Origin of the sequence: Roseibacillus ishigakijimensis, assembly GCF_016595415.1 — a bacterium.
In the GTDB taxonomy this organism is placed as follows: domain Bacteria; phylum Verrucomicrobiota; class Verrucomicrobiia; order Verrucomicrobiales; family Akkermansiaceae; genus Roseibacillus; species Roseibacillus ishigakijimensis.
In genome coordinates, this window is sequence record NZ_JAENIO010000005.1 from 15762 (window position 1) to 29196 (window position 13435).

The window sequence follows — 13435 nt, forward strand, 5'->3', positions numbered from 1 at the left end:
GGGACTGATGCGCAGGATGGTTGTCACCAAGGGACTATCGGGGTGCAAGAAGGCCCCCAAGGAGCCCCGGTGTCCCGCCGGGAGGAGATTTGTTCACCGCCGGGACGGCGGCGCTCCTTGAGCCGGGTCAGTGCCCCTGTGGCCCGCTCTCACTGCTCCTTTTCCTCCAGCAGGAGGGGCAGGCGGGTGAAGAGGAGGCGGGTGGTCACTTTTTCCAGGGGGAGGTGGAGGAGACGGGCGGTGGCGGCGCGGTAGAGGGCCATTTGCTCGGCGTAGTGACGACTGCGCTGGCGGGCTTCCGCGTGGTCGGCGACTTGGTCGGTCTTGAAGTCGAGGATGTCGGCGGAGAGGGCTTGGCCGGAGGGGGCGCGGATGATGGTGACGCGGTCGATGGTGCCGGAGATCCAGCGGCCGTCGAGCAGGATCTCGAAGTCCTGCTCGCGCCAGAGGGTGACGGTTTCTCCGCTGGCGAGGGGGGGCTTTTGTAAGGCCCGCAGGCAGGCGGGGTCGCGCAGGACCTGGGCGACCTGTTGGCGGGCTGCGGGGCTGGCGGGGCTGGCGGGGCCTGGGGGGAGGGAGTTTTGGTCAGGCCAGGAGAGGGCTTGGAAGAGGGCGTGGACGTCTTCGCCGAGCTGGCGGGCGGTGGTGTCGCGGGTGGCGAAGAGGGCTCCTGCGGGCTGCCAGTCGGCTTTGCGCGAGGGGGTGCGGCGGGCAGGACGGAGGCGGGGAGACAGGGCGCGGGGCGCGGGTGCGGGGGGGGCGGGCTCTTCTTTTTTTTCCTTGGTCGGGAGGTGTTTCCACCAATCGCGGCGGGTGTGTGGGGTGTCGCTCTGGTAGCGGACGAGGTAGCGGAGGTCGGCGAGGGTTTCTTCCTCTGGCTCGGCGTTGACGAGGGTTTCCTCAAGGAGGCGGACGAAGTTGCGGCTGCGGCTCTTGGCGGGCAGGGGGCTGGCGATGAGGTAGTTGGCGTAGCGGGCGCGGGTGAGGGCGACGTAGAACTTGCAGAGGGATTCGTAGCCGCTCTCGGCCTCCTGCTCTTCGAGATGGGCGCCGAGCACGGGGTCGGTCTCGCTGATGGCCTTGCGCGGGGGCTCGAGGATCCAGTCGACCTCACGGGTGGCGGGGTCGCGGTGGACGGCGATGCCTTCGCGGGCTTGGATGAGGGCGTTGCCGTCGAGCTGGGGGAGGATGGCCATGTCGAAGGTGAGGCCTTTGGACTTGTGAATGGTCATCACTTGCACGGCGCTGGTGGAGCTGGCTTCGCGGAGGGTGTAGGCGCGGGCATAGTGCAGGAAGCGGTCGATGGAGCGGTCGCCGGCCTCGTCGAAGAGGCGGGCGGCCTGGGCGAGCTCGCGGAGGCGGCGCCGGGAGAACTCGTCGGGGAGGAGGGCGGCGGCCTCGCTGCGGGCGACCCAGTGGTGGAGGGTGGCCTCGAAGCCGTCGCGATGGAGGCGGGTGCGGACGAGGTCGCCGAGACCTTCGAGGGTGGGGTCTTCCTTTGCTAGGAGGGAGCCCAGTGGGGTCATGGCAAGGTGCTGGCGGGCAAAGCGGTCGCCGGGGTGGGCGGCGAGCTGGAAGAGCTGGAGGAAGGCGAGGGTGACGGGGTTGTCGATGCCGATGGCGACGTCGGACTCCGAGATGACGGGAAGGCGTGAGGGGGAGTGGGCGCGGATGTAGTCGACGACTTCGCGGCCTTTTTGATTGCTCTGCACGAGGATGACGCAGGAGAGGCCGTGCTGGAGGGGCTGGATCTCCTCGAGGAGGGCCAGCATGAGGGCGAGGTTGTCCTCGGGGTCGGGTTTGTCCCCGGTGGGGAGGGGGGAGTAGTAGGCGGTGAGGCCGGGGAGCTGGTCATTGGGGGGGGCGACCTGGTGGGGGGACCAGTGCCAGCGGTCGAGGGCGGCGCGGGGGAAGCCGAGCTTCTCCAGAGCCCGGCGATCGTTGAAGATGGTATTGAGGGGGCTGATGACGTCGTGGCCCGAGCGCCAGGAGACGCTGAGGTCGCGGGCGGTGAGGGCTCGCGGGCCCCGGTCCTGGTAGCGGCGGCGGATGTCGTCGAAGAGGCGGGTATCGCCGCCGCGCCAGCCGTAGATGGCTTGCTTGGTGTCGCCGACCTGGAAGAGGGAGCGCTCGCCGGAGGGGTCGTCCATGACTTCGTCGATGAGGTTTTGGATCACTTCCCACTGCAGGTAGGAGGTGTCTTGGAATTCGTCGAGGAGCCAGTGGTGGTAGTTGGCATCGAGCCGGTAGTCGATGCGTAGGCGGCTCTCGGCATCGGCCTGTTGGCTGAGCAGGGGGACGGAGCTGCCGGCGGGGCCGGCGAGGAGGACGGTGATGTCTTGGAAGGTGAGCTGGCCCTTGCTGCGGATGAGCTGGGCGTAGCTCTCTTCGTATTCCTGGAGGAGGGCCCAGGTGCCGCGGGTGCGGCGCAGGCAGCTCTCGATCTCGGCTCCGACGAGGTGGGTGGTCAGATTTTCGAGGTGCCGGCAGGCGGTGGCGTCGAAGGTTTGTTTGTTGCGATTGATGGCGAAGGCGGTTTCCCCGGCTTGGATTTCGTCCCACTGGGCGAGGATCTTGCCAAGGATGCTATTGAGACGTCCCTCCCAGGGGGTGCCCGGGGTGTGGGCGAGGAGTTCGCGTTCGAATTGCCGCCACCATTCCCATTGCTTTTCCAGGAGGCCTTGTTCCTCGAAGTGGGCGAAGAGGGCGCTTAGCTCGGCCGCGGGTTCCCCGGGGCGGCCGAGCCAGGGGCAGCCCCGGGGCCAGATGCGATCGGGGTTGCCCCAGAGCTGGGGGCTGGCGGCGGTGAGAAAGAGGGCGTGCTTGCCCTGGATGTAGCGGTCGAGGAGGCCCTGCACGGCGGCTTCTTCCTGGCCTGCGGTGATGAGGCGGAAGGCTTCGAAAAAGGCGCTGTGGGAGTGCTCGTCGAAGGCTTGCTCGAAGACGCGGCGGAGGGCTTCGCTGCGGGCCAGGCTCTCCTGGTGGTCATCGAGGATGTCGAAGTCACCCGTGAGGCCGAATTCGGCGGGGAAGCTGCGCACGATGTTGGCAAAGAGGGCGTCCAGGGTGCCGAGGAAGAGCCGGGGCATGCGGCGGACAAAGATGACGAGCAATTGGCGGTAATGAGCCTGGGTGAGCTGGCTGAGGAGGGGGTGGAGCGGGTTGCTGGCGGGGTCGGAGGGGCCGGCCAGTTTGCGGGCGTTTTCCTCGGAGGTGGCTCCTTGGGCCAGTTTCTTGAGAATCTCGTCAAAGAACTCGCCGGCGGCTTTGCGGGTGAAGGTGAGGGCGAGGATCTTCTCGGGCTGGGGCTCGCGCCCGGCCAGAAGCTCGCGGGCCATGAGGGCGAGATAGCGGTTGGTGAGTTGGTAGGTCTTCCCCGAACCAGCGGAGGCGAGAATGATTTCGTTAGTCATGGGCGGGGCTGGCTGTCGGGTGCACAGGACGGGTGGCGGAGAGGGTGGTGGGCTGGACGGCCTCGGTGGGTTTGGCAAAGAGGAGCTCCTCGAAGTCGTCGTGTTCGACGCGTTGGGTCGGGGGCCAGAAGATTTGCTCCCGGATGGCGCGGGCGACTCCCCGGGCGCAGTCTTCGGCGGCATCGAGCACCTCGTGGTCGAGGCTTTCCCAGAGGTCGAGGTGGACGTCTCCCTTGGTGGCACCCAGTTGCACGTAGCCCGCCGTGCGGGGGCGCTTGGGGTAGCGGTCGCGCAGGGCGAGGAGGTAGAGGGGGATTTGCAGATTGCTCCAGACCTGCTCGCGCTTGCCTTCCTTGAGCTGTTGCCAGGCGGGGAAGTCGCTGAGGGTTTCGGAGCGTTTGAGGTTGCGCAGGTGGGCCTTGATGACGGGGGTGGGCTTTTTCTTGGTCTTGAAGTCGAGGATGCGGAGCCCTTCCTCGGGGTGTTCCTCAATGCGGTCGATGTAGCCTTTCAGCGTCATACCTTCCAATTGGAAAGGGTGGTCGGCGGGGGCCAGAGGGGCCTCGGTGGTGAGGATGCGCCATCCCCCGGCCCGTTGGCGGGCCTCCAGGTGGGCCCACCAGCGCAGTCGCTGGCGGATGGAGTTGGCTTGCAGGATGAGGGGGGCGGAGAGGCGCTCGCCGTAGGTCTCGACCAGTTGTTGGGAGACCAGGTCGTCGAAGCATTCCGCGATTTCCTTGGCGGACTCCGAGGAGGCTGCGCTGCTGTCCGCGAATTTCTCCAAAATGTGGTGGGTGAAGGTGCCGAAGTCGCGGGCATTCAGCTCACTGCGGTCCAGGTCGGGCCTTTGCATGCGCAGCTGGTGCTTGAGGTAGTAGCGGAATGGGCAGGCGAGGTAGGAGGCGAAGGAGGTGACGGAGAGAGTGGCGGGGGGGTCGCCGGGGGCGGGTGGGGTGAGCTGCCAGCCGAGGGTCCAGGGGAGCGGCTGGGGGGCATTGTCGCTCTCGCGAAAGAGGAGGTTGACGCGGGCGGGGAGGTCTTCCGCGCTGGTGGCGAGGAGGAGGCGGGAGGGGCGCAGGGGATCGCCCTGGCTGGTGGTGCGGCCGAAGAGGAGGTCGACGCGGCCGGTGGCCTGGCGGGCGGCGAGGAGGCTGGTGAGGAGATGGCGGTCGCGGGCTTCGCGGTGGGCATTGTGACGGAGGCCGAGGAGGATGCGGGCCCGGTTGGGGAGCCAGGGGTGGCCTTGCACGCTCTCCGGGAGGGAGCCTTCATTGCAGCCAGTGAGGACGAGATGAGGGGCGTCTTCCCAGGGAAGTTCCAGCCAGCCGGGCAGGTCGAGGGCGTGGTCCGGCCGGGCATCGGGGATGGTCTGTTGCTCCAAGAGGGTTTGGTAGAGCTGGAAGCTCTCGCTCGCGGAGATCCCGGCGAGGGGGAGCTCTTGCAATTCCTGGAGAACTTCCTGACAGAGCTGGGCGGTGGTGGCGAAGCCCTCGTCCGCAGGCAAGTCGGTGTGGGCATAGATGTCGGCAAGGAGGGAGGGGAGGCTCTCCCCGAGAGGCTGTCTTTCGCCATTTCGCAAATGAAACTGGGCCCAGCTCAAGGCCCGTCCGATGACCGCTCCGAATTTCCTTTGATCATAGGGAAGAACGGCCCAGGCATCGTCCAGCGACTCGCAGAGATGGGCTTCGTGAAAGTCGTCAAAGGCTCTCAGAACCTGGCTGGCGGGGAAGGGGGTGCTGCCCTCGGGCACCTCGAAGGAACCGGCTGCGGCGGCCACGCCGGGCACGCGCAGGAGCTCGCGGAAGGTGCTCAGGGCGGGCTGGCCGAGGAACTCGCGCCAGAGCCGGAGGAGGTGGCAGATCCCTTGGCGGGAGAGAGGCGTGCCCGCAGGATCGAAGCTCGCGAGCCCACGCTGGGCTAGCTCCTCTTGCAAGGGGGCGAGCACCTCGGGGTCGGGCACTCCCACTGCGGCGACGAGGTGGGGCTCGGGGTGCTCGCTCACCAGGGCGGCAGCTTTCCCGGCCTGCTCGGCGGGGTGGCGGGCCTGCTGGAGAGCTTCCTCGGGGAGGTCGAGCGGGCCTTGTAGCCAGTCCTCGTGTGGCAGCCCCCAGCGGGTGAAGAGCGCGGCTTTTTCCTCCGGGGCGTGAATGGCGACTGCGAGGGGGAGCTTTGCGGCGAGGTTTTCCAACAGGGTCTCCAGCGCGGGAGGGGGATCGGGGAGACCGAGGAGGAGAAGACTTTTTCCCTGCGGCGGGAGGGCGGGATTTTCCAGGGCCAGGCGCCGGGCCTGTTGCCGGGGAAGGCGGTTCTGCTGGAGGAGGTGGCGGTGGGTCAGCTGTTCCAGATGGGCCAGCTCCTGCCAGCGCTCGGGCTCCAGATCGTGCTCGCCGAGGACCTTGGCCGCGTAGCTGGCATGGTGCGCCGCCTCCCCGAGCAAGGACTGCACTTGCTGGAACTGGCGCGCGGTGTGCAGGGCCCACGAAAAGCTCTGGGCCGGGATCTCTTTGGGAAAGAGCGCGGGGAAATCGGTGGGCTCGATGGTGCGCAGAACCTCCACCCAGGCGATGAGGGATTCCGCTTGGCTGGCGAGGGGGAACTCGGGATCGCGCGGCACGAGCAAGTCGTCGGGATTGAGCAGGATGGGGGGCAGGACGCCGCTGTCCCGCTCCGCAGCATGGAGGGCGAGGGCCTCGCGCAGGCGGCGGGAAGCATTGCGGGTGGGCACGACCACGATTTGGTCGGAGAGATCGAGCACGCCTCCCTGCCAGTCACGCGCGAGATAGCGAACGGCGAGAGGGAGAAGGGGCTCGTGCCAGCCGAGAAAGATCCGTTCAACGGAGGGAGGTTGGTTAAGATCGAATTCGGTTTGTTGGGGACTGGCCATACTTCATTGATGACAGAAATGTTCGCGAGGAAAACCGATATCGTTGCCAGTTTAGATTGTTCGACTAAAAAATCAGCTTGTTGAACCGTTCGTGATAACGCACGTTTTGGGGGTGAAGACAGTCACCGCCACATCGGCTCGCTCAGATTTATACAGGCTGATCGATTCTGCCCAGACCTCGCACGAACCGATTCAGATCACCGGCAAGCGCGGCAACGCGGTGCTGGTTGCTGAGGGCGATTGGCGCGCCATTCAAGAGACTCTTTATCTCCTCGGCATTCCCGGTATGCGGGAGTCCATCGTTGAAGGGATGTCTGAGCCTATCGAGAATTGCAGCGAGGAGATTGATTTGTGAGCTACAAGCTGGTCTATACCCGGCAGGCCCGGAAAGACGCGAAGAAGCTCAAAGGCACTTATCTCGCGGAGAAGGCCAAGAATTTGTTAGCGCTGATTGAGAAGGATCCTTTCGCTGATCCACCACCCTTTGAAGCCTTGGTTGGAGACCTCAAGGGCGCTTACTCACGACGCCTCAATATTCAGCATCGGTTGGTCTACCAAGTCTTGGCCGATGAATCCACGGTCAAAGTCCTGAGACTCTGGACCCACTACGAATAGACCGGGAGCCCAAGCGGCACACACCCACGGCCCGTCATGAGGAGTCAGCTTTCCCGCTATTCTGACTTTCAAATCTGAGTTCTTGCTCGCACTCCATCGAGGGTGGAGCCAGGGACCTTATCGCAGGACCTCCAGCGGTTGGTCGGCGAGATTCAGTTCTTCGATGAGGTGAAAGAGGATCAAGAGAGAGGCTGCGGCATCGAAGAGGGCGTCGTGCCAATCGCGATCGGGCACGAGGGTGCGCAAGCGTTTGCTGAGCAGGAGGCTGTCGCAGAGGCGGCCGAGCTTGTGGGAGGGGGCCTGGGGATAGACCTTGCGGCCGAGCTTGAGGGTGTCGATCCACGGGCCGAAGGGGTGGCCGGGAAGGGCGGCCAGGAAGCGCTTCTCGGTGCCATGGGCGTGCGCCACCAGGGGGCGGTTGGCAAGGTGCTGCTGCAGAGTCGGATAGAGCTGGAGGAGGGTGGGAGCCTCTTCCAACTGCTCGTTGCTGATGCCGTGAACGCGCTGGGCACCCGGGGTGACCGGGCGATCAATGGCCAGGAAGCTATCGTAGAGGACGGGCATTTCGCCAGGCTTGCCGGTAGCGATGCCGATCTGGATGGGGACATCGGGCTGGCCGGGCACCGCACCCGCAGCCTCGAAGTCCAGCGCGGCAAAGGTGGTCTCGGCAATGGTCATCGCGGCACTGATGGCGCTGGGGCCCGCTTTTGGCAATCTTTGTTACACTTTGCCGATGGAAAGAGACATCCTCTCCGTAATGATGACCATGATCGATCGGAAGTCTCTCTGGGGTGCGTTAGTCGGAACGGTGCTGACTGCCAATCTGTTGTCGGCGGAAAGAATTCTCGTGGAAGCAGAGTCTCTTTCCGACCGGGGCGAGTGGAAGCTCGATACCCAGTTCATCGAGCTGATGGGTTCGCCTTACCTGTTGGCGCACGGGATGGGAGAGCCGGTGGGGCCTGCCAAGGGGAGCTTCGCGGTCACCGAGGGCGGAGATTACCAAGTCTGGGTGCGCACGCTGGATTGGTCGGAGCAGCTGGGTCAGGCCGAGGGAGCCGGGCGCTTTTCCTTGGAAATCGCGGGCCAGAAAATCGACCACGAGCTCGGGGCGGGCGAACCGGCCTGGGCTTGGGAGCGGGCGGGCGAAATCGCTCTTGCGGTGGGGGAGCACCCGGTGACGGTGACGGATCTGACCGGATTCAACGGCCGCTTCGACGCGCTCTACCTCAGCAATGAGGAAGGAGATACCCCGCCGGAGGATTCGTCCATTTTGCCCCAATGGCGCCGCGAGTTGCTGGCTTTGCCCGAGGAGCCCATCGCGGAGGACGGCTATGATTTGGTCGTGGTGGGCGGGGGCTATGGAGGTCTGGGAGCGGCTCTCTCCGCCGCGCGCAATGGGTGCCGGGTCGCACTCATCGAGAGCCGCCAAGTCCTGGGTGGTAACGGTTCCTCGGAGATTCGGGTCTGGGCCCAGGGCACCTTCCCGCCCTCGGAATACCCGCTTGCCGACATCATCAAGGAGTTCACCGACGAGGCGGAGGCCTCCCCGGCTCCGGCCGAGCAGTTTGGCGATGCCAAGAAGGAAGCTGTCGTGAGGGCGGAGGACAACATCACCCTCTTTCTCAATCAACATGCCTTCGGGGTTGAAATGGAGGAGGGAAAAATCGCTGCTGTTCTGGGGCTTGATACCCGCACCAGTGAGGTTCGGCGCTTCAGTGCTCCGCTCTTTGCCGATTGCACCGGTCACGGCTGGATCGCGGCCAAGGCCGGGGCGGATACCCGTATGGAGGAGGGCGGTCGCATGGGGATGAGCAACATGTGGATGTGGCACAATGGCGAAGAGGAAGTGGCCTTTCCCCACCAGGATTGGATGCTCGATCTTGCGGAGGAGGACTTTCCTTTCCCCGTCCGCTTCCACGGGCAGTGGTTCTGGGAAAGCGGCTTTGACCAGCATCCTATCAATGATTTGGAGAAGATTCGCGACTGGAATTTGCTGGCCGTTTACAGTGCCTGGAGCGCGATGAAAAATAAGGGGGCTTACGCGGAGCGTGATCCGGCCGAGGCCGCCTACGCCAAGGCCCGCCTGGGGTGGTTGGCGCATATCGGGGGCACCCGCGAGACTCAGCAGGTGCTCGGCGATGTTATTTTGACCGAGGAAGAAATTCTGGGAGGCAAGGAGTTTCCCGATGGCTGTGTATTGACCACCTGGTCCATCGACCTCCACTATCCTCACGACACCTACAAGGGTGGAACCGAGCAAGGACGCCCCTTCATCTCCAAAGCCGTCCATGATCGGGGAGTGGACCGCAAGGTGGGCTATCCCATTCCCTATCGCTGCTTCTACTCCCGCAATGTGCCGAACCTATTCACCGCAGGGCGCAATATCAGTGTCACTCACGAAGCCCTCGGGACCATTCGGGTGATGAATACCATCGGGATGATGGGAGTGGTGGTGGGCAAGGCGGCCGCGCTGTGCCAGGTCCACGATACTCTCCCGCGCGGAGTGTATGAGAATCATCTGCCGGAGCTCAAATTTCTCATGCGCCAACCGGGAGCCCACCGTTACGAGAAACTCAGCGACTTGGCCGCCGATTTGGAAAAAGCCGACGGGCTGAAGTAATTGCCCTTTGCCGCCCTCATGCCCCGCTCGAGTCGTGGACGAAAGATCATCGTCGGAGTCTACCGCTTGCTGGTTCTGGCTCTGCTTTGCGGGGCCATTTTTGCCTCTGCGCGGCGAAAGGAGCGGGTTTGGGACGAGGCCGCCATTCTCGCCAAGGCCCGGGAGCGTTACCCGGCAGCGGTGGCCTTGAGTCCGCGTCGGGGACAGGTTGCGGATGTTCTCGGACCGGAAGGGGAAGTGCTGGCCCGGGTGACCCCAACGAGCCCCGCCTCCGATGCCATCACGGGCTACTACGGTTCGACCCACTTGCTGGTATTCTTTGACCTCGCAGGCCGGGTCTCGGGCGTGGAGATTTTGCAAAGCGCCGATACCCGGAGCCACGTGGCCCGGATTCGGGAAGACCAGCCCTTCTGGCAGCAGTGGCTGGGCCGCAAGGAAGGTGATTTGCCGGAGGAACCCCTCGTGGTCAGCGGGGCGACCTTGAGCAGTGAGGCCATCGCCAAGGCCATGCGGGCGCGCTTTTTAGGCGAAAGCAGCAGCGGTTTTTTTGCGGAGGAACCCAGCCACGAAGATGTGCAAGCCCTGGTGCCGGAAGCGGATTCCTGGCGGGCGGTTCCCGGAAAGCGGGGCTGCTACCAGCTCCTCGCTGCGGGGAAGAATCCCGTGGGGTATCTCTTGCGCAGCGGCCCTAGTCCGGCATCGCCCCGGGGCTTCAATGCTCCCCACGATGTCTGGCTCATCCTCGATGCCACCGGGGAAGTGGTGCAAAAGGTGCATCTGGCCGACTCGCGGGACAACGAACCCTACCTCGGTGACGTCCGTGAGGAATTGAAGTGGAGCAAGGCTTATCGCGGTAAAAGGGGGAGCGAAATTGCGGGGAATCCGGAGGCGGGTGACCGGGTGCTGGTCGTCAGCGGAGCGACGGTGACCTCGGGCTCGGTGGCGGAGACCGTGAAGGCTCTCCTCCGCGAATGGTTGCGCGAGGAGGCTCGACCCCTCTGGTGGCAAGGGCGCGATTGGGCGATCCTGCTCTGGCTGAGTGCAGCCGGGCTCTTGGCTTGGTCCCGGTGGAAAGGGAAAAAGGCGGTGCGCTGGGCGCTGGAAGGAACGGCCATCGCGGTGGGAGGCCTGTGGCTGGGGGCTCTTCTCGGCATGGGGTCGCTGGTGGGCTGGAGCCGGGACGGGCTGCCTTGGGCGAATTTCCCCGGTCTCGTCTTGCTGGCAGGGGTCGCCCTGTTGGTTCCAGTCGCCACGGGGAAAAACTTCTACTGCGCTCGCCTTTGTGCTCATGGGGCTCTGCAGGGACTTCTCTTTCGCGCCACCCGGCGGCGCTGGGTGCCGGGACCCCGCCTCCACCGCATCCTCAAGCAAGTTCGCTGGCTACTGCTGGTGGCTGTTCTCCTCGCCGCGACCACCGCTTGGCAAGGAGGCTTTTCCGAAGTGGAGCCCTTCGAAGTCTGGAGCCTCGGGCTCGCCTTTTCTCTCCCCGCCGCGCTGTGGTTGGCCTCTCTGGTGGTGGCTCCTCTCGTGCCGCAGGCCTATTGCAAGTATGGCTGCCCCACCGGGTATTTGCTGGAAAATCTCACGGCCAGCCGGAGTCGCCTGACGCGACGGGATCTGTGGGCCGGGGGACTGGCAGGGCTCGTTTGGATCGTGGTCTGGTGGTCAGGAAGGGGGAGCTGATGCGTGGGCTGTTGCTTTTGCTCTTTCTGATCCCCGGGTGCCAACCCGAGAGGGAATCGACATTACGGGTGATGAGCGGGGAGGCCATGGGCACCACCTGGCGGCTGGTGGTGCGCGAATCCGGGCAAAAAGACTACGAAGAGCTGGTGAGAGAGAGCTTGCAGGCTGGGGAGCGCTCTTTTTCCAATTGGGATGAAGATAGCGAGGTTTCCCGTTGGCTCCGGGGCGAGGTCGAGCCCTCGGCGGAGTTGCATGAACTGCTCGCCCTTGCGGAAAAGATCAAAGTGGCCACTGGCGGAGTCTTCGACGTGGCCTGGGCGGGAGGCTGTGACTTGGGCGGAATCGCCAAGGGCTGGGCGGTCGATCGGGTGGGCGAGGGCCTTCTGGCTGAGGGATTGGAAAACTTCGTCTTTGAGCTCGGGGGCGAGGTTCTCGCCCGAGGCTCCCTCGTCGGGCAAAAAGGATGGCCCGTAACTATCGAGAGCCCTCATCCCGGCTCGTCGCGCGCCGCCCGCACGCTCTGGTTGCGCGATGAAGCCCTCGCCACGAGCGGGAATTACCACCAGCCTTTTCACCTGCGCGATGGACGGGATGGCGCGGTGGTCGGGGGGGCGGCCCGGTCGGTCTCTGTCGTCCTCCCCACCTGTGCCGAGGCCGATGCCTGGGCCACCGCGCTCTTCGTCTTGAACGAGGCCCCGGCCTCCTTCCCGGGGCAGGTGTTCTGGAATCAGTGAAAAGGGTTCCGTTTTCCCTGTTGATTGCCCCTCTCTTTTCCTTGGCGAAACTCGTCAGCCTGTTTGAATGTATCTTTGGCAACTATGAATAAAAACCGACTGTTTCTCTGGGCCCTCACCTCTGCGCTGGCCGGCTTCCTTTTTGGCTTCGACACCGTAGTGATTTCTGGCGCGGAGAAAAAAATCCAAAGTCTCTGGGGTCTGGATAGCTGGACGCATGGGTTCGCCACTTCGGCCGCGTTGTGGGGTACGGTATTGGGCGCGATTCTCGGGGCCTGGCCCAGTGACCGCTTCGGCCGCCAGAAGACCCTGCTCTGGATCGGCATTTTTTACCTCCTGTCAGCTCTTGGCTCTGCCTTTGCCCCCGAGGTCAATTCCTTCATCATCGCCCGCTTCTTGGGCGGGGTGGGGGTCGGTGTTTCCACGGTGGCGGGGCCCATGTATATCTCGGAGATCGCTCCCCCGGACAAGCGCGGTCGTCTCACCGGACTCTTCCAGTTCAATATCGTTTTTGGAATCCTGGTTGCTTATCTTTCCAACTGGCTGATTGGAGAAAGCATGGGCGCAAATGCCTGGCGCTGGATGCTTGGCGTGGAAGCCATTCCCGCTCTTATTTACACTGGCATGTGCTTGCGCATTCCGGAGAGCCCTCGCTGGTTGATTACTCGTAAAGGCGAACGTTCGGCAGCGAAAGCGACTTTGGCTCAGGTGAATCCCGAGGCTGATGACGCGACTATCGAGGCCTTGGTTACAGAAATCGAGCAAAGCGCGGGAAAGGATACCGCAGCCAAAGGATTGCCCTTTGCTCGGCTTAAACTCCCGATTTTGTTGGCGTTTCTCGTGGCTTTCTTCAACCAGCTTTCTGGCATCAATGCCATTCTCTACTTTGCCCCCCGCATCTTCGAACTGACAGGGATGGGCGACCAGGTTGCTCTTTTGCAGTCGATCGGTATCGGGATCACCAATCTCGTCTTTACCTTTCTTGGCCTCTATCTCATCGACCGTTTGGGTCGGAAGACTCTTTTGCTGATTGGCTCGGTGGGCTACATCGTTTCTCTGGGCCTCTGTTCCTGGGCTTTTCACAGTGAGACCTTTGGCATCGTGCCTGTCTGCATCTTTGGCTTTATTGCTGCTCATGCCGTCGGGCAGGGCGCGGTGATCTGGGTGCTGATTTCGGAGATTTTTCCCAATAAATTCCGGGCTGCCGGGCAGTCTCTGGGAAGTGCCACCCACTGGGTTTTTGCGGCCGCCCTGACTTTGGTTTTTCCTTACGTCGTCGCGAGTATTCCTCCGGCGACCATCTTTGGATTTTTCGCTTTCATGATGGCCCTGCAATTGGTCTGGGTCCTCACCATGGTGCCGGAAACGAAGGGTGTGCCCCTTGAGGAAATCGAGAAAAAACTTGGGGTTTCCTAACGCGAAGGCTCAGTAGAAAGAGCGATAAAAAAGCACCAGCGTTTGCTGGTGCTTCTTGTTTTCGGAGGTG

Annotated in this window: 9 protein-coding genes; 6 read left to right on the top strand and 3 right to left on the bottom strand. The window is 63.7% G+C overall.

The features are described 5' to 3' along the window. Positions 1 to 149: 149 nt before the first annotated feature. Complete coding sequence (locus JIN78_RS17495; RefSeq protein ID WP_267907001.1) at positions 150 to 3413, bottom strand: UvrD-helicase domain-containing protein; 3264 nt, start codon at positions 3411 to 3413, stop codon at positions 150 to 152. Next, positions 3406 to 6297 (bottom strand): PD-(D/E)XK nuclease family protein, encoded by a 2892-nt coding sequence (locus JIN78_RS17180; RefSeq protein ID WP_234037758.1) that lies wholly within the window; start codon positions 6295 to 6297, stop codon positions 3406 to 3408. The genes JIN78_RS17495 and JIN78_RS17180 overlap by 8 nt, the downstream gene beginning before the upstream one ends. A gap of 112 nt (positions 6298 to 6409) precedes the next feature. Between JIN78_RS17180 and JIN78_RS03030 the strand changes: the two genes are divergently transcribed. Both JIN78_RS03030 and JIN78_RS03035 read left to right on the top strand, forming a co-directional pair. Continuing rightward, positions 6410 to 6652, top strand: coding sequence for a type II toxin-antitoxin system Phd/YefM family antitoxin (locus tag JIN78_RS03030; protein WP_200390582.1), 243 nt, complete (start codon positions 6410 to 6412; stop codon positions 6650 to 6652). Continuing rightward, positions 6649 to 6912, top strand: a complete 264-nt coding sequence (locus JIN78_RS03035; RefSeq protein ID WP_200390458.1) for a Txe/YoeB family addiction module toxin — start codon at positions 6649 to 6651, stop codon at positions 6910 to 6912. The genes JIN78_RS03030 and JIN78_RS03035 overlap by 4 nt, the downstream gene beginning before the upstream one ends. Before the next feature lie 117 nt (positions 6913 to 7029). Here the strand turns inward: JIN78_RS03035 and JIN78_RS03040 are convergent, their stop codons facing one another. Further along, on the bottom strand, positions 7030 to 7590 hold the full coding sequence (locus JIN78_RS03040) for a 3'-5' exonuclease (protein WP_200390459.1): 561 nt from the start codon (positions 7588 to 7590) through the stop codon (positions 7030 to 7032). A gap of 55 nt (positions 7591 to 7645) precedes the next feature. Here JIN78_RS03040 and JIN78_RS03045 point away from each other — a divergent pair, with 55 nt between their 5' ends. The 4 genes from JIN78_RS03045 to JIN78_RS03060 all read left to right on the top strand — a co-directional run bounded on the left by JIN78_RS03045 (position 7646) and on the right by JIN78_RS03060 (position 13365). Continuing rightward, positions 7646 to 9532, top strand: coding sequence for an FAD-dependent oxidoreductase (locus JIN78_RS03045; RefSeq protein ID WP_200390460.1), 1887 nt, complete (start codon positions 7646 to 7648; stop codon positions 9530 to 9532). Positions 9533 to 9550: 18 nt separating this feature from the next. Further along, positions 9551 to 11215, top strand: a complete 1665-nt coding sequence (locus JIN78_RS03050; RefSeq protein ID WP_200390461.1) for an FMN-binding protein — start codon at positions 9551 to 9553, stop codon at positions 11213 to 11215. A gap of 71 nt (positions 11216 to 11286) precedes the next feature. After that, a complete protein-coding gene (locus JIN78_RS03055) occupies positions 11287 to 11949 on the top strand; it encodes an FAD:protein FMN transferase (protein WP_200390462.1) in 663 nt (220 codons plus the stop codon). Positions 11950 to 12033: 84 nt separating this feature from the next. After that, positions 12034 to 13365: a sugar porter family MFS transporter gene (locus JIN78_RS03060; protein WP_200390463.1), complete on the top strand. Its 1332-nt coding sequence runs from the start codon at positions 12034 to 12036 to the stop codon at positions 13363 to 13365. Positions 13366 to 13435 lie beyond the last annotated feature (70 nt).